Source organism: Sneathiella sp. (assembly GCF_029233945.1).
In the GTDB taxonomy this organism is placed as follows: domain Bacteria; phylum Pseudomonadota; class Alphaproteobacteria; order Sneathiellales; family Sneathiellaceae; genus Sneathiella.
Genome location: NZ_JARGOQ010000049.1, coordinates 1 through 26,194, shown reverse-complemented (window position 1 = coordinate 26,194; position 26,194 = coordinate 1). Strand labels below are relative to the sequence as shown.

The 26,194-nt window shown below is 51.2% G+C and carries 23 protein-coding genes and 1 pseudogene; 21 read left to right on the top strand and 3 right to left on the bottom strand.

Annotated features, from left to right (window positions below):
- Nucleotides 1-10 precede the first annotated feature (10 nt).
- Nucleotides 11-415: a hemerythrin domain-containing protein gene (locus P1U71_RS14350; RefSeq protein WP_301106305.1), complete on the bottom strand. Its 405-nt coding sequence runs from the start codon at nucleotides 413-415 to the stop codon at nucleotides 11-13.
- A gap of 508 nt (nucleotides 416-923) precedes the next feature.
- Here P1U71_RS14350 and P1U71_RS14345 point away from each other — a divergent pair.
- From P1U71_RS14345 to P1U71_RS14310, 8 genes are all read left to right on the top strand, one after another.
- Nucleotides 924-1,628, top strand: a complete 705-nt coding sequence (locus P1U71_RS14345; protein WP_301106304.1) for an SCP2 sterol-binding domain-containing protein — start codon at nucleotides 924-926, stop codon at nucleotides 1,626-1,628.
- 2 nt (nucleotides 1,629-1,630) lie between these two features.
- Complete coding sequence (locus P1U71_RS14340; RefSeq protein ID WP_301106303.1) at nucleotides 1,631-2,611, top strand: peptidase U32 family protein; 981 nt, start codon at nucleotides 1,631-1,633, stop codon at nucleotides 2,609-2,611.
- A gap of 14 nt (nucleotides 2,612-2,625) precedes the next feature.
- The gene (locus tag P1U71_RS14335; RefSeq protein ID WP_301106302.1) at nucleotides 2,626-3,516 is read left to right on the top strand and encodes a U32 family peptidase; all 891 of its coding nucleotides are present in this window, start codon (nucleotides 2,626-2,628) and stop codon (nucleotides 3,514-3,516) included.
- 121 nt (nucleotides 3,517-3,637) lie between these two features.
- Complete coding sequence (locus P1U71_RS14330; protein ID WP_301106301.1) at nucleotides 3,638-4,216, top strand: DUF2478 domain-containing protein; 579 nt, start codon at nucleotides 3,638-3,640, stop codon at nucleotides 4,214-4,216.
- A 365-nt stretch (nucleotides 4,217-4,581) separates the two neighbouring features.
- Nucleotides 4,582-5,136: an iron transporter gene (locus tag P1U71_RS14325; RefSeq protein WP_301106300.1), complete on the top strand. Its 555-nt coding sequence runs from the start codon at nucleotides 4,582-4,584 to the stop codon at nucleotides 5,134-5,136.
- Entirely contained in the window at nucleotides 5,137-5,499 is a 363-nt protein-coding gene (locus P1U71_RS14320) for a cupredoxin domain-containing protein (protein ID WP_301106299.1), read from the top strand.
- 8 nt (nucleotides 5,500-5,507) lie between these two features.
- The gene (locus P1U71_RS14315) at nucleotides 5,508-6,344 is read left to right on the top strand and encodes an FTR1 family protein (RefSeq protein WP_301106298.1); all 837 of its coding nucleotides are present in this window, start codon (nucleotides 5,508-5,510) and stop codon (nucleotides 6,342-6,344) included.
- A complete protein-coding gene (locus P1U71_RS14310) occupies nucleotides 6,341-7,774 on the top strand; it encodes a 4Fe-4S binding protein (RefSeq protein ID WP_301106297.1) in 1,434 nt (477 codons plus the stop codon). The genes P1U71_RS14315 and P1U71_RS14310 overlap by 4 nt, the downstream gene beginning before the upstream one ends.
- A gap of 113 nt (nucleotides 7,775-7,887) precedes the next feature.
- On the opposite strand, the gene P1U71_RS14305 is transcribed toward P1U71_RS14310, so the two are convergent.
- Entirely contained in the window at nucleotides 7,888-8,586 is a 699-nt protein-coding gene (locus P1U71_RS14305; protein WP_301106296.1) for a cyclic nucleotide-binding domain-containing protein, read from the bottom strand.
- Between the two features lie 249 nt (nucleotides 8,587-8,835).
- Between P1U71_RS14305 and P1U71_RS14300 the strand changes: the two genes are divergently transcribed.
- The 8 genes and pseudogenes from P1U71_RS14300 to P1U71_RS18040 form a co-directional block, all read left to right on the top strand.
- Complete coding sequence (locus P1U71_RS14300) at nucleotides 8,836-10,149, top strand: nitrate/nitrite transporter (RefSeq protein ID WP_301106295.1); 1,314 nt, start codon at nucleotides 8,836-8,838, stop codon at nucleotides 10,147-10,149.
- Nucleotides 10,150-10,199: 50 nt separating this feature from the next.
- A complete protein-coding gene (locus tag P1U71_RS14295) occupies nucleotides 10,200-11,819 on the top strand; it encodes an MFS transporter (protein ID WP_301106294.1) in 1,620 nt (539 codons plus the stop codon).
- Nucleotides 11,820-11,843: 24 nt separating this feature from the next.
- On the top strand, nucleotides 11,844-15,584 hold the full coding sequence (locus tag P1U71_RS14290) for a nitrate reductase subunit alpha (protein WP_301106293.1): 3,741 nt from the start codon (nucleotides 11,844-11,846) through the stop codon (nucleotides 15,582-15,584).
- A gap of 9 nt (nucleotides 15,585-15,593) precedes the next feature.
- Nucleotides 15,594-17,147, top strand: a complete 1,554-nt coding sequence (gene narH, locus P1U71_RS14285) for a nitrate reductase subunit beta (RefSeq protein ID WP_301106292.1) — start codon at nucleotides 15,594-15,596, stop codon at nucleotides 17,145-17,147.
- A complete protein-coding gene (narJ, locus tag P1U71_RS14280; protein WP_301106291.1) occupies nucleotides 17,144-17,839 on the top strand; it encodes a nitrate reductase molybdenum cofactor assembly chaperone in 696 nt (231 codons plus the stop codon). The genes narH and narJ overlap by 4 nt, the downstream gene beginning before the upstream one ends.
- A complete protein-coding gene (narI, locus tag P1U71_RS14275; protein WP_301106290.1) occupies nucleotides 17,836-18,519 on the top strand; it encodes a respiratory nitrate reductase subunit gamma in 684 nt (227 codons plus the stop codon). Before narJ ends, narI begins: the two co-directional genes overlap by 4 nt.
- Nucleotides 18,520-18,521: 2 nt before the next feature.
- On the top strand, nucleotides 18,522-18,974 hold the full coding sequence (locus P1U71_RS14270; RefSeq protein ID WP_301106289.1) for a hypothetical protein: 453 nt from the start codon (nucleotides 18,522-18,524) through the stop codon (nucleotides 18,972-18,974).
- 218 nt (nucleotides 18,975-19,192) lie between these two features.
- Nucleotides 19,193-19,578: pseudogene (locus P1U71_RS18040) on the top strand (transposase); the annotation flags it as partial.
- Here the strand turns inward: P1U71_RS18040 and P1U71_RS14265 are convergent.
- Entirely contained in the window at nucleotides 19,574-20,482 is a 909-nt protein-coding gene (locus P1U71_RS14265; protein WP_301106288.1) for a LysR family transcriptional regulator, read from the bottom strand. The pseudogene P1U71_RS18040 and the gene P1U71_RS14265 sit on opposite strands and share 5 nt — an antisense overlap.
- 120 nt (nucleotides 20,483-20,602) lie before the next feature.
- On the opposite strand from P1U71_RS14265, the gene P1U71_RS14260 reads away from it, so the two are divergent.
- The 5 genes from P1U71_RS14260 (at nucleotide 20,603) to P1U71_RS14240 (ending at nucleotide 26,027) form a co-directional block, all read left to right on the top strand.
- On the top strand, nucleotides 20,603-21,892 hold the full coding sequence (locus P1U71_RS14260; protein ID WP_301106286.1) for a TRAP transporter large permease: 1,290 nt from the start codon (nucleotides 20,603-20,605) through the stop codon (nucleotides 21,890-21,892).
- Between the two features lie 74 nt (nucleotides 21,893-21,966).
- Nucleotides 21,967-22,947 carry a TRAP transporter substrate-binding protein gene (locus tag P1U71_RS14255; protein ID WP_301106285.1) on the top strand — a complete coding sequence of 327 codons (981 nt, stop codon included), beginning with the start codon at nucleotides 21,967-21,969 and terminating at the stop codon, nucleotides 22,945-22,947.
- A 23-nt stretch (nucleotides 22,948-22,970) separates the two neighbouring features.
- Nucleotides 22,971-23,507 (top strand): TRAP transporter small permease, encoded by a 537-nt coding sequence (locus P1U71_RS14250; RefSeq protein WP_301106284.1) that lies wholly within the window; start codon nucleotides 22,971-22,973, stop codon nucleotides 23,505-23,507.
- A complete protein-coding gene (locus P1U71_RS14245; RefSeq protein WP_301106283.1) occupies nucleotides 23,443-24,690 on the top strand; it encodes a M20 aminoacylase family protein in 1,248 nt (415 codons plus the stop codon). Before P1U71_RS14250 ends, P1U71_RS14245 begins: the two co-directional genes overlap by 65 nt.
- The gene (locus P1U71_RS14240; RefSeq protein WP_301106282.1) at nucleotides 24,687-26,027 is read left to right on the top strand and encodes an MmgE/PrpD family protein; all 1,341 of its coding nucleotides are present in this window, start codon (nucleotides 24,687-24,689) and stop codon (nucleotides 26,025-26,027) included. The genes P1U71_RS14245 and P1U71_RS14240 overlap by 4 nt, the downstream gene beginning before the upstream one ends.
- Nucleotides 26,028-26,194: the final 167 nt, after the last annotated feature.

Below are 26,194 nucleotides of genomic sequence, written 5' to 3'. Positions count from 1 at the left end.
CCGACAGCGCCTATTTTTCTAATTCCGGATGATCGGCCAGCCAGTTGGTAAACTCTAAATCCCTTCGTAGAACCACCGTTAGCAACTCGTGATAACAAATATCGGAGGCTGTCCCTTCGATCGGCTCCCCATCTCGAAGATCACCCATCAACTGTTCTAAGGAATTGATGGTCTCTTCATGGTGCCTCGTGTGGAAGAGGAGTTTAGGGTAATCTACTGCCTTTAAATAGGCTTCCTCGCGTTGAAAATGCTCTGCGAGCTCCGCCTTGAATTCCGACAGTGCATCTATAATTGCTGTTGTGTCGGCGGACCGCTCCAACTCGGCAACCAAATTGATGCGAGAAATCAAATTACGATGATCGTCGTCAAGATGTCCGATTCCAGTCCGTATGGATTCTGTAAATTTAAACTTCACAGGCGTTATCCTCTTTTTGGTTGCGTCAGTGATAGCTAAGGAAATCCTCAATCAACTGGTATTCCCCGAGTGAAGTGCCAATGTTGGAAGAATGAGTGATGTTTGAATTCGGCTCATACCGTCTGCATAAAGTGAGGTGCGATTTCAGGAGCCGAGTTGTCCGATCGGCCTATTTGCATGATGCTTTGAGTGCTGTCTCCGATGGAATACGAAGATCGTCGCTGACTCAAATTATCTACCTTTAAAGCTTGGGCAATACTCCAAATTTCGTCGATCCTCAATAAACCGTCAAGGTGATTGTCTGGTTTTTATCCGAAAACTAACCCTTTTCCATGGGCGCCAAATTCAACATAGACGATGACCGTGTTGCATATTAAAGAGAGGCATCCATAGATACGGCTACAGCATTACCACATCCATTTTCTTTTTTATTGATCTCAATCAATGTTGGCTTCATCAGCTCATAGCACAGTTTTGTTTTTCAATAATGCAGCTTGGAAACGGGTTCGTGACTAACGCCAGATCAGAGTCTTTATTACCTCCGTTCTCACCAATTCTATTCGCAGGACTCGCGTTGCGACCGCTGCCCGTCAAGTTTTTGTCCCGCCTACTCACTATTTTTCTTGGACGGATGAAACGGCTATACCCCGAGATTGCAAATCGTCTGACGCCTTTGGGCCACTGCCGTTTTCATATCATACCGACGGATTTCCCGTTCAGTTTCCTCGTAATACTTGATAATGGAAAAGCAACCGCAAAAATACTGAACAAAGGGCAGGCTGTCTCGAATATAACGGCGTCAATATCGGGGGACATTTATTCCTTGATACAGCTTCTTGAGGGGAGCGTAGATGGCGACACTCTGTTCTTCACACGGCGCCTAATTGTCGAAGGCGATACGGAGGCTGTGCTGACGCTCAGGAATGCTATCGATAGCGTGGACCTCTCCATCAAGCATATCCTGACGGGATTGACCGGGCCCTTAACTCCTCTTTTCAAGAGGGCGGCAACACCGCTCTCCTCCTTTCATCGAACCGCTCTCAAAGATTTTAGTATTCTTCAGCAATCCCTCGTTGGACCAGTCACGCGAAGAATTTCCCAAATGGATGAAGAAATTAGCAGGCAGGAAAAACGTCTTATCCAGCAGGGGAAAGAGATTAAAAAAATTCAAGCGTCGGTTAAACGCGGCGATAAAGTTGCGGGAGAGAACTGACTATGGAACTCGTATGCCCGGCAGGCACGCCATCCGCTTTAAAGGCCGCTCTGGAAGCGGGTGCCGATGTTGTCTATGTCGGTTTTCGGGACGAGACCAATGCGCGTAACTTCCCGGGCCTGAATTTTAGCCCGGAAGAATTGAGGGTAGCAACAGCACAGGCCCAATCCATGGGCCGCCAGATTTACGTTGCCATTAATACTTATCCCGAAGCCGGAAACCTGACTCCCTGGCACAGAGCTGTTGATCTCGCTGCGGACATTGGGGTGGATGCTGTTATTATGGCGGATATCGGCCTGCTTGATTATACGACACGCCGTCATCCGACGCTGCGTCGTCATTTATCTGTTCAGGCATCGGCCTCCAACCCCGAGGCAGTTAATTTTTATCGTGCCGCCTTCGATGTCCAGCGTGTGGTTCTTCCCCGGGTTTTGACAGTCCGGGAAATAAAAGATCTGATTGATGAAATAGAGGTCGAAGCTGAAGTTTTCGCGTTTGGAGGGATGTGCGTTATGGCGGAAGGTCGGTGCTCCCTCTCGTCCTATATCACGGGGAAATCTCCAAATATGAACGGCGTCTGCTCGCCAGCGAGCCATGTTGATTACGAACAAAGAGGCCGAAAACTGATCTCCAAGCTCGGAGATTTTACCATCAATGCTTATCCAGATGGGGAAGCTGCCGGCTATCCGACCCTCTGCAAAGGCCGGTTCTTTGGGCAAGGAGATGATCCTTCCTATCTCTTCGAAGAGCCGACCTCCCTCAATGTCATGGCGCTATTGCCGGAGTTGATCAACAGCGGTGTCAAGGCTCTCAAGATTGAAGGGCGGCAAAGAGGTAAAGCCTATGTCTCACAAGTTGTCTCAAGCTATCGGCGGGCGATTGATGCCGTCTTGAGGGGAGAAGCTCTTCCGGATTCCAATCTCGGTTCAATAACGGAAGGCGCCCGCAGTACGGCGGGTGCTTATCAGAAAAGCTGGAGATAAAGTTGACGCTTCCGATGGCAAAATTGACTCTGGGACCGGTACTCTATAACTGGCCTGCAGAAAAAAAGCGGGATTTCTATTTCAAGATTGCGGATGAGGCGCCTGTCGATGTTATTTATATCGGTGAGGTTACCTGCTCCAAACGCGCTCCCTTTTTCTCCCCCTTTATACCGGAGGTATGTGAAAGGTTGGAAGCAGCGGGCAAAGAAGTGGTCCTCTCCACTCTCGCGCTGATTATGTCGAAGCGGGAGAGAAAAGAACTCAATGAATTGACAGTCGGATCTCCCTGGCCGATCGAGGCAAATGATTTATCGGCCATCAGTTTGCTACGAGACAAAAAGCATATCGTTGGACCGTTTGTAAATGTCTACAATGAAGGCACACTGGAGCATTTCTATAATTCTGGTGCATCGCGCGTTGTTTTGTCCTGCGAATTGCCCTCTGCTTCGATAGCCGAGCTGGGACGGACAGCAAAAGGCCGGGAAATAGAAGTTCAGGCGTTTGGTCGGCTGCCACTTGCGCTCTCCGCCCGTTGCTACCATGCGCGTTCACATAATCTGACCAAAGACGGATGCCAGTATATCTGTGAACTGGATCCCGATGGAATGGATGTAAGAACGCTCGACGACACGCCGTTTTTGGCCGTCAATGGCACGCAAACCATGTCCTATACGGTGAACAGCTTGCTGGGCGAGCTCCAAATGCTCAAGACATTCGGCGTTACTCATTTCAGATTATGGCCGCACGACATGGATATGGTTGAGGTCGCCCGCATCTTTCGAAATGCTCTTGATAACCCTGAGGATAGTGAAAGATCCCTTGGGTTACTTCAGGAAATTGTAGCAATTGCCCCTTTATCGAACGGCTTTTTCCATGCAGCGGAAGGATTCCGAATGGTCGAGTAGCACCGTTTTAGAAAATTGAAATTACGTCATGTCTGTCCGGTGATTTTATGCTTCCTATAACACAAATATGCGACGCCGGATGTCAATTGCCATAGCTAACCTATTTCAACAGGATGAAAATATGTTCGATACACCAAATATTCATGCCGCTGCTGTTGTTTATTCAGCTCAAACACCCAATAAAGCCGCTTTATCTTCTTTCGCCGCCCAGATGGGCCAGCAAGGATACTCCGTCGGCGGCATTATCCAGGATATCTTGTACGATGAACGTGGCGTAAAAATAGGTGCGGACGCTGTTGCTCTCGATAACGGTGATCGGTTCCCAATCGTTCGGCCGAGTAAAGAGGATATTGCCGCCGGCTCCTGCGGATTGGACCAATCGGTCCTTACAGAATCAAGTATAATTCTGCGGCGGGCCATCGCCGCAAGGGTAGACCTTCTGGTTGTTGAAAAATTTGGTGAGCGTGAACAACTTGGCGAGGGCTTGGCTGACGATATTATGGCCGCAATGTCAGAAGGCATTCCTGTCTTGGTTGCAGTCCCGGCCAGTGCCGTTGAAAAATGGAAGAAATTCACTGGCGGACTAGGGGATATGCTGCCATCTGAAATTACTGTCTTGCAAAGCTGGTGGCAGCGACGTCAAGTGTCGCCAAAGCAGACACAATTTGGTCAACATGAAGTCATTGGTATCGGTAAATGACATTTTTCGGTAGTATTTATTCCAAGCACTAGTTCTTACAGAAAGGGAAGGTTTTCTCGAAAAGGGAAATGTTATTTTTCCTATAGAGAATTGATGAAATTCTGTGTAAGCCGCTTCGCAAATGAGCGTATAGTGTTTTCTGCAAAATAACATGTTGCGGTTGTTTAGCCTCTTCTTTCTCATCGCCGTCCCAAACAAGTGACCGGCGCCCTTCGCGTAGTTTCTCCCCTAAGTGCCTGCAGTCTGATATGGCGAGTATCGTCGCAATCTTTGCGCCAGATCAAAGAAAATTCCTTTTAATAGATTATTTTATGAATATGCGAATGCGGGTCATTCGCAATAATTGTGTGAAAAAGGGAATAGACATGTATAACACGAACTTTGTAAAGGCGCTCGTAACGGCGGGTGGTCTTTTTATATTTTCAGTTGGTGGTGCCCTCGCGATAGAGTACCCGATCGGCGAACCTCAGTATGGCGGCGGGCTTGAAGTCGCGGCGGTTTATCTTCAGCCCATCGAAATGGATCCACCGGGAATGATGCGTGCCGTCGCCGAGTCCGACATTCATCTGGAGGCTGATATCCATGCGTTGGCCGACAATCCGAACGGTTTCGCCGAAGGCGAATGGATGCCTTATCTCGTGATCGATTTCGAACTGACCAAGATTGACAGCAATGAGGTGATTTCAGGCCGATTGATGCCCATGGTGGCCAGCGACGGTCCGCACTATGGCGACAATGTAAAGTTATTCGGCGTGGGCAATTATAAGCTAAAATTTACAGTTGCTTCACCGGAGGCCGATCCGATGGCGCATTTTGGCCGCCACACGGACAAAGAAACCGGCGTTGCCGCCTGGTTCGAGCCTTTTACAACTGAATACAAATTTACCTATGCGGGCACCGGAAAGAAGGGCACTTATTAAATGTGGCGAGTGAAACAGATGTGGATAACGGCGGCTGTAATCCTTGTTCAGTTCGTCATTTTCGCTCTGGCACCGTTCGGGCCGGTGCACGCCGAGGAAATGGCAACTTTCGTTCTGGAAATGAACGACGGCGTTCTCACTCCCGAACGGATCGAGATTCCTGCCAATACCCAGGTCAAAATTATTCTGCGCAATACCGGCTCGACGCCGGCCGAATTCGAAAGTCTGCGGCTGCGTAAGGAAAAAGTGCTTGGTCCGGGCGTGAAATCTTTCATTGTCATCCGTAAGGCTTCACCCGGGGAATATCCATTCTTCGACGAATTTCATCTTGAAACTGGACAGGGCGTCATTGTGGCGCGCTGAATTTGGCCATGTTTGCACAAACCTTTTTTATTGTATGGCGTGAAAGCATAGAAGCGCTTCTGGTCGTGGGTGTCCTGCATGCATGGCTTATGCATCATCCAGCGGGTCGAGGGGCCATGCGTTACCTATGGGGCGGAGTTCTTGCGGGGCTCGGTGGGGCTATAGCGCTATCTTTTGTGCTGATGCGCTTCGGGGCGATGCTGCCCCCCGAAGGTCAGGATTATTTTCAAGCGGGACTAATCCTGATAGCAGCGTTGCTGATCGTCCAGATGGTATTCTGGATGCGCCGTCATGGCAGAGCAATCAAACAGCGTCTGGAGGAGCAACTTGCCGATCATTTGCGCAATGGCAGGCTTTGGGGAATATTTTTTCTTGCCCAGATCGCAGTCATGCGCGAGGGCGCCGAAGCAGTGATTTTCCTGCAAGGCTCCATTGCGGCCTCGCAGGGCACCGGCAGCGACATCGCCGCTGGCATCGTGGTCGCGCTCGCTGCGGCGGGGTTCGCCTATATAATTTTACAGTTAGGCGGACGCTATCTTTCATGGCGGGTGTTCTTTTTCCTTACCGAATTGATGTTGCTTTTTCTCGCCTGCGCCCTGTTTGTCACGGGCACGGGCTATCTTGTCTCCTTCGGGCTGCTTCCCTATTTGGATCCTCTTTGGGACACGTCGCTTCTGCTCAATGACATGTCACGTGTCGGCGGGGTCATCGCTAATCTAACCGGCTACCGCGCCGTGCCGGACGGTGTCACGGTTTCGACCTGGATCCTTTATTGGAGTGCAATCGCCATCGGCTATCGAGTGCAGACACGACGAATACATGATCTGCAAAAAGAGGTGGCATGAACCATATTGCCTCTCCGTCCGCTAGTGTCGTATTGCCGCCAAAGTCCCGCCGTGAACGCGGGCAGCGTCTTGTGGCACTATCTGGTGATTGGCTACGCCGTCATCAGCGCTTCATACGCTGGCTGCAATGGACTGTTGTTGTCGTCTATGCGGTGTTGCTTGTCGTACCAGTGTTTGTCCCATTACCAGACGGTTCAGCGCACATCTGGAACAACATCTCGCTGTTCGCCAACTTCGTCTTCTGGGGGATCTGGTGGCCAGGTGTTCTTATAAGCATGGTGCTTTTCGGGCGATTGTGGTGCGGAATCATGTGCCCGGAAGGCGCTCTCAGCGAAATGGCGAGTCGACATAGCCGTGGGTGGACAATACCACGTTGGATTCGTTGGCCGGGGTGGCCCTTCACTGCTTTCGTCCTGACGACAGTGTATGGCCAGATGGTGAGCGTTTATCAGTATCCTGGGCCGGTGCTACTCATTCTTGGCGGATCGACAGTGGGGGCCATTCTCGTCGGATATTTCTATGGTCGTAATCACCGCGTTTGGTGCCGTTATCTGTGTCCGGTGAACGGCGTCTTCGGTCTTTTGGCTAAACTCGCACCACTGCATTATCGGGTTGATCTGCAACAATGGGAACGCTGTCCACCACATGCCGGACGTACAACGTATGTTAATTGCGCGCCCATGGTGCCGCTGAGGACTATGGAAAGCGCGTCGCCGTGCCATATGTGCGGCCGTTGCGCCGGATTTCGTGACGCGATAGAACTCAGTGTCCGGCCGCCGGGTTCGGAAATAGTCACCGTTAGCGCCCGAACCGCAACCGTTTGGGACTCTCTGTTAATCGTGGTGGGGCTGATGGGGGTGGCTGTCGGCGCCTTCCTTTGGGCGTCTTCGCCATGGTTTATCACTGCTAAACAGTGGGCCGCCGGTTGGCTGGTGGAACGGGGTGTGTTTTGGCCCTTGGAGCAGGATCTGCCTTGGTGGCTTCTAACCAGCTATCCCGGCAATAGCGACGTCATGAGCTTGTTGGATGGCGTTGTTTTGCTTGGCTATGTTGGTATGTCTGCTGCCGTAATGAGTATGGCTGTCGGCATACCGTTTGCGGTTGCCGCACGCATACTGGGCCCGTCTTGGTGCGGGAAACACTTTCACCATCTTGTCCATAGTCTCCTGCCGCTCGCTGCATGCGGCGTCATTCTGGGGCTTTCGGCTCAGTCGGTCACCCTGCTGCGTGGTGACGGATTTTCGCTAAACTGGGTGGATGACGCACGGATAGTAGCTCTTGTCTGTTCGGCCATCTGGAGCCTGTATCTGGCGTGGAGAATTGCCGGGCACTATCGCAACGGAGTCCGTCGCACTGTCGCGACGGGTTTTGGCGCCGTGGCGATCGTTGCGGGGATACTTCCCTGGATTATGTTATTCTTTGTATGGTAAGTGGCGCGGGCGTTAATTTAAGCTGGTTCTTCCTGTCGTCAGGCAATTTGAGACAGATAGTTGTGTCACTTCTTTGCCCAAGCGATTTCCATTAACAATGCCGATAAAACCACTCAAATCGTCCGATCATCGATAAGTGCATTTGGCTTTGCCAATGTCTCAAGCGCAGGCAAATTGTCAAGATGAATCCTGGCACCATCAACCTTTACCCCGAAAGGTTTCAAAGTGTTGAAGGCACGGGAGAGATTTTCTGGTGCCATTCCCAAAAGGGAGGCCAGAGTACGCTTGTCATGAGGGAGTAGTAAAGAGCCATTACGGCCCTGATCGTTGTGATAGCGCAGCAACCGGTTCGCCAGCCGTTCAACCCCCGTTCTGAGTTTGAGGCTTTTATGCTCTTTGACCACGGCCCGATAGCAGCTTGCTAGTTCCCAAATGATTGCTGCGGCAAAGGCCTTGTCTTTTTTAAGGGCGGCGCGGATATCTTCGGACGGTATCATGAGTATCCGGGAGCGCTGACATGTTCTGGCCGACATGAGATAGGCGGCATCTTTCAAGGTAGCCGCCAGGATAAAAGTGCCAATCGGTGGAACCATTGCCATGGTTGTCTCCCGGTCATTGGACGTCGCGAACAACTCCACACAGCCCTCGACAACAACATAAAGAAAATCAGCAGGGTCACCTTCTTGAATCAGATCCACATGATCTGGAAAAGTTTGAAAATAGGCGGCCTTTAAGATTGCATCAAACGTTGCCTCTTCCATGTCTTGAAAAAGGTGGATAGATCGTACTTCAGGCAAATCAGCAGACCGCATTCAAATTCTCTAATTGATGAATGTCAAAAGACACTGTAACTAATTTATGATTGTAAATCTATCATGTTCCTCGTTGTATTTGATTGTTTAAAATAAATCCGTTGATATTTTCCCATCACAATCTTGTTTTTATGTGAAAATTCCGCACTGTTGATTTTGATCAATTACCCCTCTTCATGACTGCTCTCAAGTGTCCGCATGACTAATAAGTATGTATGGCAACGTGCCAATTGAGACTGGGTTAAAATCATGAATGATATGAGCGTGAGCAGTGGTGATCAAACGAGAGCACTATCAGCCAGCACCCTGACTTTTACTGTGTGTTTTGCGGTCTGGACTATCTTTTCCATTATTGGCATCAAGATCAAGTATGAATTGGGTCTGTCTGATACCCAGTTCGGTATTCTGGTTGCGACCCCCATATTGACCGGATCGATCAGCCGTATTTTCCTCGGCATCTGGACGGACCAATATGGCGGACGAGTTGTCTACACACTTCAGATGTTGCTTACAGCTTTTGCCGCCTTTCTTCTAACTCTGGCTTCCACCTATGAGATGTTCCTGCTGGCCGCACTCGGTGTCGGTCTTGCTGGCGGCAGCTTTGCCGTTGGTGTTGCGTATGTCGCCAAATGGTATCCCAAGGAGAAGCAAGGGACGGCCCTAGGTATTTTCGGCATGGGGAATGTTGGAGCGGCGATTACGAATTTCGGTGCGCCCTATCTTCTGATCATGGTTGGCGGGCAATGGCAGGGCGTCGCGCAGATTTATGCCATTGTTATGGCGGTCGCGGCTGTCCTGTTTTTCCTGCTAACGAAGGAAGACCCGGATGTCGCCGCGCGAAAGTTGGCGGGCGTCAAGCATGCTTCGTTCCTTGAGCAGCTTGAGCCCCTGAAAAATCTGCAGGTCTGGCGCTTTTCACTCTATTACTTCTTTGTTTTCGGCGCTTACGTTGCGCTCGCTCTTTGGCTGCCGCGCTATTACATCGGCGCGTATGGGCTGGAACTGAAGACGGCTGGCATGCTGGCGGCGGCCTATGCCTTGCCGGGATCAATCTTCCGCGCACTGGGGGGATGGCTATCAGATAAATGGGGCGCCCGGACGGTCATGTACTGGACCTTTATTGCCAGTGTTGTCTGTACCTTTATTCTGTCCTATCCGTCGACAGATTATACGGTTGCCGGAATTGAAGGTCCGATCAGTTTCAATATCACCATTCCGCTCTGGTTGTTTGTTGGGCTGACAATTGTTCTTGGCTTTTTCATGTCGCTGGGCAAGGCCGCCGTCTACAAGCACATCCCCACCTACTATCCGGGTCATGTCGGTTCCGTGGGAGGTATCGTCGGCCTGATTGGTGGGCTTGGCGGGTTCTTCCTGCCCATCGCCTTCGGCTTCATGAACGATGTCACCGGCGTCTGGACAAGCTGCTTCATGCTGTTGACCATTATCATAGCTGTTGCGCTTACGTGGATGCATTTCACTGTCCTTCATATGGAGAAGAAAACTATTCCGGAGCTCAGGGGTCCGCGCAATTTGCCCGAACTTGAGGGTCTGCATGAGCATTGAGATTGATGCCGCCGTCGCGAAAACCGGACGGCGCCCAAAAGGAGAATAAAATGTCTGAGTTGAAGTCACATGATTTACGCGGGTGGAACCCCGACGATGAGGTGCAATGGGTAAGCGAAGGAAAATCCATCGCGACGCGGAACTTGTGGATATCCATTCCTGCTTTGCTCTGCGGATTTGCTGTTTGGCTCTATTGGGGCATCATAACCGTACAGATGATAAATCTTGGTTTCCCGTTTGAACGGCATGAACTTTTCACGCTGACGGCTATTGCCGGTCTTTCCGGTGCGACGTTGCGTATTCCAAGCTCGTTTTTCATCCGGCTTGCCGGAGGGCGCTATACGATATTCTTTACCACTGCGCTGCTGATCATTCCGGCACTGGGCACCGGGATGCTGTTGCAAGATCCCAACTCAACGCTCTGGCAGTTTCAGATCATGGCGCTGCTAAGTGGCTTGGGTGGCGGTAATTTTGCGTCCTCCATGTCCAATATCAGCTTTTTCTATCCCAAGAAGATTCAGGGTTATGCTCTTGGAATGAATGCAGGCCTAGGCAATTTCGGCGTGACGACCATGCAGATCCTGGTGCCGCTGGTAATGACGTTCGGTCTGTTCGGCGGCGATCCGATGATCCTGAAAACGTCGTCGGGAACATTAATCGGCAAAATTCCGGCCGGAACGGAAACCTATATCCAGAATGCAGGTTATGTCTGGCTTATTCTTCTGGTGCCTTTGGCGATTGCGGCCTGGTTCGGTATGAACAATATCCGCGACGAGCATGTCTCGCCTGATGCGAATTCAGCGGTTGGCGCTTTTCTGAAAATTGGTGGAATGCTGCTGATCGGTCTTGTGGCGACCATCGTCGGACTCTGGCTGATGCTGCCGGAGAATGTTGGCGGGTCGGGCTTGTTGCTCTCCAAATATATTGTTCTGCCGGTGATCATCTGTCTCACCCTCGGATGCATGAAGCTTATTCCAGGGAAAACGCAGACCAACCTGAAGCGCCAGTTCAAGATTTTCAACAACAAGCATACTTGGGCGATGACGGTGATCTATACAATGACTTTTGGCAGCTTTATCGGCTTTTCGGCGGCGCTGCCGTTGGCGATCAAGGTGGTGTTTGGGTTTCAGCACGGCATGGTTGATGGGATAATGAATCATAGCATTGTCAACCCGAACGGGCCGAGCGCCTTGATGTATGCCTGGATGGGGCCCTTTATCGGCGCGTTGATCCGGCCTATCGGCGGGAAACTCGCGGATAAGTTCGGCGGTGCGCTGGTCACCCAGATCATTAGTATTGTCATGGTCTGCTCCGCGCTGGGGGTCGCCTATTTTATGAAAATGGCCTACGGATCGATGACGCCGGAAATCTATTTCTTTCCCTTCCTCATCCTGTTTATCCTGCTGTTCGCCGCAACAGGGATCGGCAACGGATCGACATTTCGAACGATCGCCATCGTGTTCGATAAAGAGCAGGCCGGGCCCGTCCTTGGTTGGACGTCGGCGATTGCCGCCTATGGCGCTTTCTGGATACCTCAGGTTTTCGGAGAGCAGATCCAGGCAACAACACCGGAATATGCACTCTATGGATTCGCCATATTTTATGGGCTTTGTGTCCTGATCAACTGGTGGTTCTACCTTCGCAAAAGCGCGTATGTGAAGAACCCGTAATTTATTGACTTTGGGAGTATCTCGATGAGCAACCTGCTAGATCGGCTCAATTATTTCACCGCCAGTCCCGAAAAATTCTCTGACGGACACGGCATTACGACGGAGGAAAGCCGGGATTGGGAGCAGGCCTATCGGGGCCGCTGGGCCCATGACAAGATTGTCCGCTCGACTCATGGGGTGAACTGCACGGGGTCCTGTTCGTGGAAAATTTACGTCAAGAATGGTCTTGTGACCTGGGAAACCCAGCAAACGGATTACCCCAGGACCCGACCGGACCTCCCCAATCATGAGCCGCGCGGATGCGCTCGAGGGGCCAGTTACAGCTGGTATCTCTACAGCGCAGCACGCCTGAAATATCCTCTGATCCGCAGTCGTCTGATCAAACTCTGGCGGCGCGCGAAAAAGCAACATCCTGACCCCGTCAACGCGTGGGCCAGCATCGCCTCCGATCCCGCGAAAATGCGCGAATATAAAGAGGTCCGCGGTCGTGGCGGGTTTATCCGTGCAGATTGGATAGAAGTGAATGAAATCATTGCTTCTGCCAATATCTACACCGCGAAGGAATTTGGGCCGGACCGGGTGATCGGTTTTTCCCCGATCCCGGCGATGTCCATGGTCTCCTACGCCGCTGGAAGCCGTTATCTCTCTCTCATTGGCGGCGTGTGCATGAGTTTTTACGACTGGTATTGCGACTTGCCGCCAAGCTCCCCACAAACATGGGGCGAGCAGACGGACGTGCCGGAAAGCGCCGACTGGTACAATTCGGGTTATATCATCGCCTGGGGCTCCAACGTCCCTCAGACACGCACCCCCGATGCGCATTTCTTTACTGAGGTTCGCTATAAGGGAACTAAAACGGTTTCGGTAACGCCGGATTATTCGGAAGTCGCCAAGCTGACGGACTTATGGCTAAACCCGAGACAGGGAACCGACAGCGCCATGGCGATGGCAATGGGGCATGTGATCCTGAAGGAATTTCATCTAACCGACAAATCCAGTTATTTCCGCGACTACTGCCGAAAATATACGGATATGCCGTTCCTCGTGCGGCTTGATAAGCAGGGAGATCGCTATGTCGCGGGCCGAACCTTGCGCGCGAGCGAACTCTCTGGTTCGTTGGGGGAGAGTGAAAATACGGACTGGAAGCCCGTCCTGTTCGACAGCAAGTCGAAATCACTGAAAGTTCCTAATGGTACTGTCGGTTCGCGCTGGGATAAGAGCGCGAAATGGAACCTAGAGATGAAATGCGCCGAAGATGGGAGCGAGATCGATCCGGAGATGAGCTTCATCGAGGAAAAAGACGAAATTGTTCCGGTCGGTTTTCCCTATTTCGGCAATCTGGAAAACGAGCAGCCAATATTCAAGTCTTCCGGCCATGAGGGCATTCTTGACCGGAAGGTTCCGGCGAAGAAAATAACGACGGCAGATGGAGAAATTCTGGTCGCCACCGTGTTTGATCTGATGGTGGCTAACTATGGGATCGATCGGGGACTGGGCGGTGGCAATGTCGCCAATTCCTATGATGAAGATATACCCTATACACCTGCGTGGCAGGAACATTTTACGGGTGTTCCGGCGGCAAAAGTCATCAAGGTTGCTCGTGAATTTGCCGATAACGCCGATAAGACCCATGGCCGTTCGATGGTCATCCTCGGGGCAGGGGTCAATCACTGGTACCACATGGACATGATCTATCGCGGGATCATGAATATGCTGATCATGTGCGGTTGCATCGGGCAGTCCGGCGGCGGCTGGTCACATTATGTCGGACAGGAAAAACTACGCCCGCAAACCGGCTGGCAACCGCTGGCGTTCGGCCTCGACTGGAGCCGTCCGCCGCGCCATATGAACTCCACCAGCTTTTTCTATAGTCATTCCGATCAATGGCGCTATGAAAAGCTGCAGCTTGATGAAATTCTGTCACCAACGGCGGACAAGGAGAAGTGGAAGGATACATCCCTTCTCGATTGCAACGTCCGGTCCGAACGGATGGGGTGGCTGCCGTCAGCACCACAATTGGGCCAGAACCCATTGGAATTGGCCCGTGAGGCAGATGCCGCTGGACTTTCCGGTGCGGATCATGTGGTTAATAAACTGAAAACTGGCGACCTGCAGTTCGCCTGCGAGGATCCGGACAATCCAAAGAATTTCCCACGTAACATGTTTATCTGGCGGTCAAATCTTTTAGGATCTTCGGGTAAGGGCCACGAGTATATGCTCAAGCATCTGCTGGGAACAAATCATGGCGTCCTTGGTAAAGACCTTGGCGATGACAAAGCGCAGCAGCCCTCAGAAGTCGTCTGGCATGACGACGCGCCGGAAGGAAAGCTTGACCTTGTCGTGACCCTCGATTTCAGGATGTCTACGACCTGCATCTATTCGGATATCGTGCTGCCGAGTGCGACCTGGTACGAGAAAAACGACCTTAACACCTCGGATATGCATCCCTTTATCCATCCTTTGAGTTGTGCTGTTGATCCCGCCTGGGAAAGCCGGAGTGATTGGGAAATTTATAAGGGCCTTGCAAAAGCCTATTCGGACCTTTGCCCCGGCCATCTCGGTGTGGAGAAGGATATCGTTTCGCTACCGATCCTTCATGATACTCCCGGTGAGTTGGCGCAAGCTTTTGACGTCAAGGACTGGAAGAAAGGAGAGGTCGATCCGATTCCAGGAAAGACCATGCCGAACCTGATTACTGTCGAGCGGGACTATCCCAATACCTATCAGAGGTTCACTTCTATTGGTCCGCTGCTCGAAAAACTTGGCAACGGCGGTAAGGGGATTAACTGGAATACGGATGCGGAAGTCGCGTTTCTTGGCTTGTTAAACGGAACCCATTTCGAGGGTAACAATACGGATCGGCCGAAGCTGGAGACGGATATTGATGCGGCGGAAATGATTTTGTCGCTCGCGCCGGAGACCAACGGACAGGTGGCCGTCAAGGCGTGGGAAGCGCTTGGGCAGGCAACGGGCCGTGATCACACCCACCTTGCCCGCCCGAAAGAGGAAGAGAAACTTCGCTTTCGCGATTTGCAGGCGCAACCGCGCAAGATCATCTCCTCACCGACCTGGTCCGGTCTTGAGGATGAGCATGTCAGCTATAATGCCGGCTATACCAATGTCCACGAACTGATTCCTTGGCGTACCCTGACGGGACGTCAGCATTTCTACCAGGATCATGAGTGGATGCGTGATTTTGGGGAAGGCTTCTGCCTCTATAAGGGGCCAGTCAATACCAAGACGCTCGGACCCGTGTCCGATCATGGGAACGGCGACAAGCATGTCGCGCTTAACTGGATCACGCCGCATCAGAAATGGGGTATCCATTCCACCTATTCCGACAATCTTCTTATGCTGACCCTGAACCGTGGCGGGCCCGTGGTTTGGATCAGTGAAAAAGACGCGCGAAAAATAGAGGTGAAGGATAATGACTGGCTTGAGCTTTATAATGCGAACGGCGCCATCGTCGCTCGTGCCGTCGTCTCGCAGCGCGTGCCGGAAGGCATGACGATGATGTATCACGCCCAGGAGAAAACCATCAACACGCCGAAGTCACCAACGACCGGGGCAAGGGGCGGTATCCACAACTCGGTGACCCGGGCGGTGGTCAAGCCGACCCATATGATCGGCGGTTATGCGCAGCTTTCTTACGGGTTTAACTACTACGGCACCGTGGGATCCAACCGCGATGAGTTCGTCATGGTCCGCAAAATCGAGAATGTTGATTTTGGTGATGAGAACCCCGTCACTGAAGCTGCCGAATAGGAGAGTAAAATGAAAGTACGCGCTCAAATCGGCATGGTCCTGAATTTGGATAAATGCATTGGATGCCATACTTGCTCGGTCACTTGCAAGAACGTCTGGACGAGTCGGGCAGGGGTGGAATACGCCTGGTTCAATAACGTTGAGACAAAACCGGGCGTCGGCTATCCGCGCAACTGGGAAGATCAGAAGCAATGGAATGGCGGCTGGACGCGCAAATCGAGTGGCAAGATCCAGCCGAAAATGGGCGGGAAATTCCGCCTGCTGTCGAAGATCTTCGCTAACCCGGATTTGCCTGAGATTGATGACTATTACGAGCCCTTCACTTTCGATTACGCCCATCTGCAAACATCGGGTGAAGCGAAGGATATGCCCACAGCGCGGGCACATTCTGCGATCACGGGTAAGAGGATGGAAAAGCCGGAGTGGGGCCCGAACTGGGAGGAAATTCTTGGTGGTGAGTTCGAAAAGCGCAGCCGCGACTATAACTTCAAGGACATCGAAAAAGAGATGTTCGGTGAGTTCGAAAACACCTTCATGATGTATCTCCCAAGGCTTTGTGAGCATTGCCTAAACCCGGCCTGCGTCGCGGCGTGCCCCTCCGGTGCAATCTACAAGCGCGAGGAGGACGGGATTGTTCTTATCGACCAGGACAAATGCCGGGGCTGGCGTATGTGCGTATCGGGTTGCCCCTATAAAAAAATTTATTTCAACTGGCAGTCTGGAAAATCAGAAAAATGCACCTTTTGCTATCCGCGGATTGAGAACGGCGAGCCGACTGTTTGCAGTGAAACCTGTGTCGGGCGTATCCGCTACCTCGGTGTAATGCTCTATGACGCAGACCGGATCGAGGAAGCGGCGAGCATTGCGGATGAAAAGGATCTGTATGAGGCGCAAACCGATATTTTCCTCAATCCATCCGATCCTGAGGTCATTGCCGCCGCAAAACGCGATGGCGTGCCGGATAGCTGGCTTGCCGCCGCCAAGAAATCGCCCGTCTATAAAATGGCCATGGAGTGGAAGGTTGCCTTTCCGCTGCATCCGGAATATCGCACCTTGCCGATGGTCTGGTATATCCCGCCACTGAGCCCAATCCAGAGCCGCTGGGAGGAGGGCCAGCTTGAAACCGACGGTGTCATCCCGGACGTGAGCAAGCTGCGCATCCCTGTCAAATATCTTGCCAATCTGCTGACCGCTGGAAAGGAGCAGCCGGTTACCCACGCACTTGAACGCATGCTGGCCATGCGGGCCTATATGCGCACCAAGCATGTCGACGGAGCGCCGGATCAGGGCATCCTCGATCATGTCGGCCTCGACAAGCCGACGGTGGAGGACATGTATCAGATCATGGCGATTGCCAATTACGAAGACCGCTATGTGATCCCGACTAATCACAAGGAATATGCGGGCAAGACGCCCTTTGACAATGAACTCGCCTTTGCCACCCGTTCTGAATGTGGTTTCAGCTTCGGCGATGGCTGTTCCGGCGGAGAGATGAAAAAGAGCCTTTTCGGCACCCCGACGCATAAGAATACCCTTAACGGTCAAATCCGGAGGCAAAAATGAAAAGCTTCAAAATACTCGGTCTGTTGCTCACATACCCAACTGAAGAGCTGCAGAAAAATATGGCGGATTTGATCGCTGTCCTGCGCCAGGAAAACATTCTGTCCGGTAAGCTCATTGATTTCATGACGCGATTTGGCTCACGTAACCTTTTGAAGGCGCAGGAAGATTACGTATCCCTTTTCGATCGTGGGCGTGGAAACTCCCTTTACCTGTTCGAACATATTCACGGGGAATCCCGTGACCGCGGGCAGGCGATGGTCGATCTGATCGATCACTACCGGGAAAAGGGGCTCGTACTCAACGCGAAAGAGCTTCCGGATTATCTCCCGCTGTTTCTGGAATTTCTGTCAATATGTTCACCGCGGGAAGCGCAGGAGACCTTGGGCGAGGTTGTGCATATTGTCGCGGCGATTGGTGCCAAACTGAAAAGCCGGAAATCAGGTTACAGCATTGTTTTTGAGGCGCTTGCCAAAATGACGGAAGTACGGATCGACAAGGATTTCGTGCGTCAGGCATTGGCCGAGGATGCGGCGAGGGATGACAGTCTTGAAGCGCTGGACAAGGAATGGGACGAAGCACCGGCGTTCAATGGCATAGGAGACACCAACTGCGGCACCTGCGCGGCGGCGCAGCCCCCCGGTTTCGGCGCCAATCAGCACGAAAACGGTCAGATTAATAGGAGTGAACAATGAGCAGCTATATAAACGAACTCCTGTTCGGCATTTACCCCTATATTGCCATTCTCGTCATGATTCTTGGTTGTATTCTTCGTTATGACCAAGACCCATACAGCTGGAAAGCGGACAGTTCTCAACTCCTTAGGAGCAAGGGGATGCGCTGGGGCAGTAATCTATTTCACATCGGCATTATCCTGCTGTTTTTTGGCCATCTTGTCGGTCTACTGACACCCGAAGCAATCTACCACTTGGTTATGAGCGCCGCCGTCAAGCAAAAGCTTGCGATGATCGCTGGCGGCATTTTCGGGGCAATGTGCTTCATTGGCCTGACCATTCTGCTTTGGCGCCGTATAACGGACCCCCGGATACGAGCAACCAGCAAATTTGCCGATATCCTGATCCTCGTCATTTTGTATCTGCAGCTTATTCTCGGTCTTGCAACTATCCCTGCCTCCGCCCAGCATCCGGACGGAAGCAGTATGATCGCCCTTGCCAATTGGGCGCAGCATATTGTTACTTTCCGGGGTGGCGCAGCGGATTTTGTGATGGGCGAAGCCTTCATCTTCAAGGCCCATATCTTTCTCGGCCTGACAATTTTCCTGATCTTCCCGTTCACGCGCCTCGTGCATATGTTCAGCGCACCAGTGAAATATATCCTGCGGCCGGGGTATCAGATTGTCCGTAAACGGGGGTAGTCATGCCGGTTTTTGTGAATGACACTGAAATTGATGACAACGCTGTCTTCTTGGAGATGCAGTACCATTCCGCTGCGAGTATGGAAGCGGCAAGGGAGGCGGCTGCTCAGGCGCTTGTCGTACGTGAGTTACTGCGGCAGGAGGCGATTCGGCAAGGCCTGAATGATCCCGCGGATAATGATGCGGCCTTGGATGCCACGCTGATGAAGCTCGTGGAAAGGGAAGTGACGGTTCCCTCCGCCAGTAAGGAAGTTTGCCGCGTTTATTATGAACGGAACCAACACCGCTTTCGCATCTCTGATGCCAGCAGTGCCATCCTTCCGTTTGACGTTGTTGAGGACAGGATACGCGATTACCTGCATACCCGAAGCGTCCGTGAAGGGATAAGATCCTATATCCTGCATCTCGCTGAATCTGCCCGCATCTCAGGGTTTGACTTGGCGGGTTCCCTGTAATTTAGGAGAAAGGATAATATTGTCATGTATGGAGGCTTCCTGAACTGCAAGAGTTTTTGATTTAATGGCACTGTGGGTTTGCCGTCATCTGTCCGGCCGCCACTCCATCAGAAGAAAATCACTTGATGGGCATTTGCACGTCGACAAGCCTCCAAGCATGAAAAATAAACTCTTTCCGGTATTTCAAAGCCTCACCTGAGATCATCCGCCTTGCTGTGATGATGTATGTTCGATTTCCACTTTCTCTACGAAATGTTGAAGACCTTCTTCATGAATGCGGTATCGACATTAGCTACGAAACCGTTCGCTATTGGTGGGATAGATTTGGTTTCCCGTTTGCGCGGGGGATCCGGAAGACGCGACTTCATCCTTCCCGGAATTATTCCAGCGGCAATGGCGCCTGGACGAAGTTTTCGTGAAGATAAATGGAGAAACTCATGATCTGTGGCGTGCCGTTGGCCACGAGGGAGAAGTGCTGGAATACTTTGTTTCCAGGCGATGCGATCGCAAAGCAGCCTTGGTGTTCCTTAAGGAACTTATGAAACGGTATGGAAAAGGTCAGGTGATTATAACGGACAGATTACGTTCTTACTGTGCCGCTATGGCTTATTCGATAACATCGACAATGAATCGCGTAGCGAATGGATGTAAAGATCGTCGACAGTCCGCTTGGCCGCTGCGGCGTTTTGGATAGCTTGTACTCTGACGCTAATATCGATAGATAATGGTATTGCCTTGATGTCAATATGCGGGTTTGCGACAGCTGTCAGACTGTCTGAAATCGCGCAACAGCCAAGTGCTTCTACCAACCTCGGTGCAATTGCGGGGGAAACGGCCGTCATCAACCTTTTCATGGAAATACCATGTTTTGCCAACTCCTGATCAATAAATTTGCCGACAGGTGCGCGTGTAAAAGGCATGATACAAGGGTATTTTTCCACAGCTGAAATTGGAAAGACCTCCTTATCGGCCATAGGATGGTTTTTCGAGACAATCATTACAATTTTAGTATGCCCTATAGTCGAAATTTTTAAATCAGGCGTCTCAGGAATTTCCGCGGCAAGCCCGATATCTATATTCCCCTCTCGAAGAGATTGTATTTGATTGGCGCTGGAGCCGACGTCCATCGATACATCAATCTCCGGATACTCTTCTATAACTCTTTTTAGGGCAGCGGCGAGGAACGGGAATGAGAAGAAACTTGGAACAGACATCAGACGAATTGTCTGGCCGCGCCCTTCGCGAATTCCGGCGATGGCATTTTCAACCTGGCGCAGCCTTTCGTATGTTCCCTCACATATTTCAAATAGTCGATGCGCTTCCCAGGTGGGCTTTATTCTTCCGCTTTCATTGATGAAAAGGCCAAGTTTCAGGGCAGCTTCAAAATCCCGGATGTGTCGGCTGACGGTGGGCTGCGCCAGATTTAGGCGGCGTGCCGCTTCACTGATACTGTTGGTCGCGGAAATCGTTTTGAAAATTTCGAGGCGCTGGAGAGTTAGTATCCGCATTCGTGCATACCTAATTTTGTACACGATACAATCTATAGTAAAAAGCTATGGGCGGCGAATATATTTTCTATTGTGTAAATAAATGGTGTTTGCGATTCTCCTTCAAACAGGGAAAATTCAATGACATTGATCTGGATACCTTTTCTATTTCTAATAGCCGCCCTGGTTTCCGGGACGGCCATCGCCTATCTCATCGGTGGATCCGCCGTAATCGGTTTGATTGTATCGGATAACGGGCAATTTTTGGCGGCTTTGCCGCAACGGGTTTTTAGCCAGCTTGATGTCTTTGCATTTCTCGCGATGCCATTGTTCATTTTCGTTGGTGAATTGATGAACAGAGGCGGGATTGCCGATGCCTTGATCCGGTTCTCCCTGACAATTCTGGGCCGCTTTAAGGGGGGACTCGGGCATGTCAATATTCTTACGAGCGTTTTCTTTGCAGGAGTATCGGGTTCGGCAACGGCAGACGCCGCCGCTCTCGGTAATACTCTCGTGCCGATTATGGAAAAAGAGGGGTATCCGAAGGATTACGCAATCGCGGTGACAGCGGCCTCATCCATTATCGGCCCCATCATTCCGCCTAGCATCATTTTGATTTTCTATGGTGCGCTGATGAACACGTCTGTTGTTGCACTTTTTGCCGCTGGTATTGTTCCTGGCCTGCTCTTGGCGGTTATGCTTATGATTCTTAATGGATTTTTTGCCATTAAATATGATCATCCCGGTGGTAAGGGTACGGATATCCCCAAATTTTTGCCAGCGTTCTCACATGCCCTTCCGGCCCTCAGCCTCCCGGTTATCATACTGAGCGGAATTCTATTTGGATTGATGACGCCGGCCGAGGCGGCTGCCCTGGCGGTTGTCGTCGCTGCCTTGGTTGGATTTATGTATCGGGAGCTTAACTTCACGGACGTGATTGCAGCTGCTCATCGGACGGTAGTATTGACAGGCGCTATTTTCGTAATTCTCGTCGCTATTGCTACATTTGGATATCTATCCTCTCTGGAGCAGTTGCCGCAATTGCTTGCTTCGTCAATAACGTCGATGGGGCTGGGGCCAACGGGATATATGCTGGTGCTCAACCTTATCTTGATTGGTGCCGGAATGGTGATGGACGTGAAGGCTGCCGTTGCGCTGCTGGCGCCCCTTCTTGTTCCGCCGGCTCTTTTGATGGGGGTCGACCCGACACATATGGGCATTGTTGTGGGCTTTAATCTGACAGTGGGCCTGCTGACGCCTCCTTTAGGGGGGGTGCTGCTGATCCTGTCGACAGTAACCAACTTCAATTACTGGAGAATTGTTCGTGCCATTATCCCGTTTCTGGTGGCTGAACTGTTCTTCTTGGGATTCTTGATCTTTGTTCCGGAGATCAGCTTAGCGCTGCCAAGAGCTCTCGGATATTTGGGTTAATTTCTACGGTAAATTTCGACGATTCGTCTGTAGTAGTAATCGATATTTTTAACTTTCAAAGGAGATTGATATTCATGAAACGTCTATTAAGCATTTCGATGGCTTTACTTTTGATTTTCTCATCCGCTGCGGTTGCGAAGGAGGTCAAAATTGCCCTCGCGGGAACGGAAGACCTTCAGAAGAATGGGGAATATGTTTTCATTAAAGCTTTCGCCGATCATCTGAATGCCAACGGTATGGAGACTAAAGTTTTCCCGTCGGATACTCTTGGAAAGGAAAAGGAGCGGTTCGACCAAGTTTCCCAAGGCTTGATTCAAGTCGATATGGCTAATTCCGCTGTGTTGTTCAAGCTGGCGCCCATAAGCAAAGGTATTTTTCTGCCATTCCTGTTTTCCGGCAATGATCATTTCGATTCAGCCATGAAAAAAGGGGAAATCATTGAGAAGATTAACGAGCAGATAGAACCGCACGGTGTACGTCTTGCCGGATTTCCTATGCGAGGCGGCAGCGCGGGCCTCTTTAACACTAAGATCTCTATAAGCAAGTTTGACGATGTTAAGGCGCTTCGAATCCGGGGTAAGGACGGCCAGCAAATTAAGTTGTTTGAGGCTTGGGGTACGAAAGGGACGGTCGTCAGTTGGGCGGAAGTCGCCAACGCTCTTCAGACAGGCGTTGCTGACGGTTATTTCAACCCCCCCGCGTCGGCACTTCTTTATGGTCATACCGCAATTTTGACGCATTTTACCCCCCTCGACAGCGGCGTTTCGGCGCGTGTCGCCCTGCTTTCGGAGGATTGGTACAGGAGCCTCAATGACAAAGAAAAATCCGTTGTCGACGAGGCTGTCACGAAGGGTATTGCTGCGAACCGCAAGTGGGGTGCGGAATGGAGTAAAAACGCGTTGAGCATGCTCAAGAGCGAGGGTGTAACCGTAACCGAACTGGAGCCTGGCGAAAGGGATCGCTTTGTCCAGGCAAGCCAGGCGATTTGGGAAGATATAGTGACAAAAGAGGACCTCAAAACTCTCATAAGCGCTGCAGAATACCAAGGGAATTAATAGTTCCAGGAAAGGCAAGTCCCATGACGTCTATAGTGAACGCCATTACCAAGATAAGTAACGGTTGCGACCGAGTGGCTACAGTTGCTGCCATAACATTCCTCGGGGCGATGGTGTTCGCTATCGCCCTGCAGGTCGTGGCACGATACGCCTTTGACTCGCCGCCACCTTGGACGGAAGAAGTTGCCCGCTATGCAATGGTATGGGTTGGTTTGCTAGGGGCGACCGTGTCTTTTAAGGCCGGCTTCGACCCAGTTCTCACCCGCGTATCCGATAGTCTGCCGGTCTTCTTGAAACGATGTGCGGGTTTGGTTCGCTGGGCGGCTGTGCTCGTATTCCTTCTACCCATACTCTGGTACTCGTTTTTTGGCCCCGGCACAAATTTTGTCCGCGGATTTCTGGCTAGGCACTGGTATCTGGAGGCAGAAACTTTTGAGGTTTCAACCTTTTACGTCGCGATCGGCATTCCGATTTTTATTGTCGTGATACTTCTGCATGGCCTTAGCCTTTCGCTCCTTCCAATTTCGAAAAGAAACGATCAAGAAAATGACTCTGTATAGTGAATTAGGTTTGAAAGCTGATCCTGGTTTTTTTGAAGAGCTGGTAACCTTGCGCCGGGATATTCACAAGTATCCGGAAACAGCTTTCCAGGAAACTCGGACGGCTGCAATCGTTGCCGCCGAACTGGGAAAGTCAGGTATCTCTGTAAACCGCGGTCTGGCGACGACAGGTGTCGTCGGGACTTTAAAAGGAGAGATCGCAGGCTCGAGAACTATTGGCCTGAGGGCAGACATGGACGCACTCTTCATCCATGAAAAAAATGAATTTGAATATAAATCGGTAAATGCTGGAAAAATGCATGCTTGTGGCCATGACGGACATACGGCAATGCTTCTGGGAGCGGCTAAGTATCTGGCGAAACATCGTAATTTTTCGGGCACCATTCATTTTATATTCCAGCCCGCCGAAGAAAGTGAAGGCGGCGCCCGCGTAATGATCGAGCAAGGCTTGTTTGAAAAGTTTCCTTGTGACGCTGTTTATGGAATGCATAACATGCCGGGGCTTGCCGTCGGAAAATTTGTCATCAAATCTGGGCCGATGATGGCGGCCGGGGATACATGGCAGGTTGAGTTCGTCGGCACGGGTGGTCATGGAGCCGCTCCGCATCTGGCAACAGATCCGACGATGGCATCCGCCATGTTTATGAGCAATATTTCCACTGTTGTTGCCCGTAACGTGTCTGCCGTTGATTCTGCCGTGATTAGTATCGGGCATATCGTAGCGGGTGAATTCAACTCGCCAAATATTATTCCATCCACTGTCCTGGTTCGGGGGACGGCGCGAAGCTATACGCCTGAAACGCGTGACAAGATAGAGGCACGACTGTCAGTTCTGGCGCAATCTTCAGCAAGCGCTTATGAGTGTCAGGCGAATTACAAATTCATCCGCCGTTATCCACCCTTGATTAATTGGCCGGACCAAACCGCTACTGCTATCGACGCGGCGACACGTACGGCCGGGCATAAAAATGTCGAGGGTAAGGGACAACCATTAGGTGGCTCAGAAGACTTCGCCTTCATGCTGGAGAAAGTGCCTGGTGCCTATATTCTTATGGGAAATGGCGACAAGGATTCCAACAAATTTGTTCATAACTCTCTTTATGATTTCAACGACGAAGCTTTGCCGCATGGCATTGCTTACTGGGTAAATCTTGTTAGCGTCGAACTTGGTGACATTTCATGACGCATGCCCCAGTCGCAAGTATTTTGGCGGAATGGGCTGCGGATCTTCCGTCGCCTAACTCGAAGCTTTCTGATTGTCGGGCGAATAATGCTTTTATAGATACATTAGCCTGTATTTTTGCCGGCAGTCAGGATAAAGCAACCCTTTCTGTTCTCGAGGCGACAAGCAAGATTCACGGAAAAGGCAATCAGACGGTATTCGGGCAGGATGTGAAATTGCCTCCCGCCGGAGCCGCTCTTGTCAACGGAATGGCCGCCCATGCGTTGGACTTTGACGACAACTTTCTGCCCGGCTTTACACATGCCAGCGCGGTATTGGTGCCAACATTAATTGTCATCGGCGAGATGCAGGAGCATTCAGGCCAGCGATTGCGAGATGCATACGTGATAGGGCTTGAGTTACAGGCCCGTGTTTCTTTACTTGTAAATCCTGAACATTACGGTGCCGGATGGCACTCGACTTCCACCGTTGGCGTTATTGGCGCGGCGGGTGCCGCCGCAGTTATGATGGGCTTGTCACCTGAAAGAATTTGCTCCGCGATGAGTATTGCTTTCAGTCTCGCTGCTGGGTCAAAACTCCAGTTTGGGACTTCGACAAAGCCATTACACGCAGGTCTCGCGGCTCAAAATTCGGTTTTGGCTGCCTGCATGGCAGCATCCGGCATCGGAGCCCAACCGGGTTTTCTGACCGGACGATGGAGCTTTCAAGAACTATATAGCCAAGGGAAAAAGGTTAATTATAGCGCGGCTCTCGAAGGCTTGGGAACTCACTGGGCAATTGAAGAACATGGCTTGTTGACGAAAAGATTTCCCTGTTGCGCTGCATCGCATTTGGCGCTGGATGCCATTGAAATTTTAAGAGAAAAACTGGGCGCAGATACCAGTGATCTTCATAAGGTAACGGCGAGGCTTCCCGCGCGATTATATGACAATCTTCGCTTTGACCGTCCAGAGACGGAAAATGAAGCAAGGTTTAGTTTTACATACCCAGCGGCCTGTCTGTTGCGTGACGGGCATTTATCGCTAAGTCATTTTACGCCGGAAGCAATTCAGGATACGGACAGAACAACGCATTTGGCGATGTTTCAGCGAGAGCGAGTTGACACGGGTTCGGACGACACCTCGACTTCAGTGCAGCTTTTAGCCGAATTTAAATCAGGCAGGAAAGAAGAGATCGTTGCGAACGACCCGATCGGGGGTTCAAAAAAACCGTTAAGTGAAAACGATTTGCAAAGAAAGGTATCTGATTGCCTTGCTTGGTCTGGACTGGAGAATAAACGTTCCGTTATTGATCAATTTTCTAACCTCAAAAATATCCAAAGTCTCGGATGTTCCTAAAGGCTATGCTGATGCTGCCACGACGATAATTGGAAACGAGGAATCTCAAGAAATTGGCCGAATGGCAGCAATTCAGCGCGGTGTGATAGAAGCGCTTTATTGCCATTTTACGCCAAACAGAGACGAGGGCGTATTCGTCTGACAGCGCCTTCTGGAGAGCTAGAATG

What these genes read in the sequence shown, in the direction of transcription:
- P1U71_RS14340 (WP_301106303.1), top strand. Translation starts at nt 1,631, where the DNA reads ATGGAACTCGTATGCCCGGCAGGCACGCCATCCGCTTTAAAGGCCGCT.
- P1U71_RS14335 (WP_301106302.1), top strand. Translation starts at nt 2,626, where the DNA reads ATGGCAAAATTGACTCTGGGACCGGTACTCTATAACTGGCCTGCAGAA.
- P1U71_RS14330 (WP_301106301.1), top strand. Translation starts at nt 3,638, where the DNA reads ATGTTCGATACACCAAATATTCATGCCGCTGCTGTTGTTTATTCAGCT.
- P1U71_RS14325 (WP_301106300.1), top strand. Translation starts at nt 4,582, where the DNA reads ATGTATAACACGAACTTTGTAAAGGCGCTCGTAACGGCGGGTGGTCTT.
- P1U71_RS14320 (WP_301106299.1), top strand. Translation starts at nt 5,137, where the DNA reads ATGTGGCGAGTGAAACAGATGTGGATAACGGCGGCTGTAATCCTTGTT.
- P1U71_RS14315 (WP_301106298.1), top strand. Translation starts at nt 5,508, where the DNA reads ATGTTTGCACAAACCTTTTTTATTGTATGGCGTGAAAGCATAGAAGCG.
- P1U71_RS14310 (WP_301106297.1), top strand. Translation starts at nt 6,341, where the DNA reads ATGAACCATATTGCCTCTCCGTCCGCTAGTGTCGTATTGCCGCCAAAG.
- P1U71_RS14305 (WP_301106296.1), bottom strand. Translation starts at nt 8,586, where the DNA reads ATGCGGTCTGCTGATTTGCCTGAAGTACGATCTATCCACCTTTTTCAA.
- P1U71_RS14300 (WP_301106295.1), top strand. Translation starts at nt 8,836, where the DNA reads ATGAATGATATGAGCGTGAGCAGTGGTGATCAAACGAGAGCACTATCA.
- P1U71_RS14295 (WP_301106294.1), top strand. Translation starts at nt 10,200, where the DNA reads ATGTCTGAGTTGAAGTCACATGATTTACGCGGGTGGAACCCCGACGAT.
- P1U71_RS14290 (WP_301106293.1), top strand. Translation starts at nt 11,844, where the DNA reads ATGAGCAACCTGCTAGATCGGCTCAATTATTTCACCGCCAGTCCCGAA.
- narH (WP_301106292.1), top strand. Translation starts at nt 15,594, where the DNA reads ATGAAAGTACGCGCTCAAATCGGCATGGTCCTGAATTTGGATAAATGC.
- narJ (WP_301106291.1), top strand. Translation starts at nt 17,144, where the DNA reads ATGAAAAGCTTCAAAATACTCGGTCTGTTGCTCACATACCCAACTGAA.
- narI (WP_301106290.1), top strand. Translation starts at nt 17,836, where the DNA reads ATGAGCAGCTATATAAACGAACTCCTGTTCGGCATTTACCCCTATATT.
- P1U71_RS14270 (WP_301106289.1), top strand. Translation starts at nt 18,522, where the DNA reads ATGCCGGTTTTTGTGAATGACACTGAAATTGATGACAACGCTGTCTTC.
- P1U71_RS14265 (WP_301106288.1), bottom strand. Translation starts at nt 20,482, where the DNA reads ATGCGGATACTAACTCTCCAGCGCCTCGAAATTTTCAAAACGATTTCC.
- P1U71_RS14260 (WP_301106286.1), top strand. Translation starts at nt 20,603, where the DNA reads ATGACATTGATCTGGATACCTTTTCTATTTCTAATAGCCGCCCTGGTT.
- P1U71_RS14255 (WP_301106285.1), top strand. Translation starts at nt 21,967, where the DNA reads ATGAAACGTCTATTAAGCATTTCGATGGCTTTACTTTTGATTTTCTCA.
- P1U71_RS14250 (WP_301106284.1), top strand. Translation starts at nt 22,971, where the DNA reads ATGACGTCTATAGTGAACGCCATTACCAAGATAAGTAACGGTTGCGAC.
- P1U71_RS14245 (WP_301106283.1), top strand. Translation starts at nt 23,443, where the DNA reads ATGGCCTTAGCCTTTCGCTCCTTCCAATTTCGAAAAGAAACGATCAAG.
- P1U71_RS14240 (WP_301106282.1), top strand. Translation starts at nt 24,687, where the DNA reads ATGACGCATGCCCCAGTCGCAAGTATTTTGGCGGAATGGGCTGCGGAT.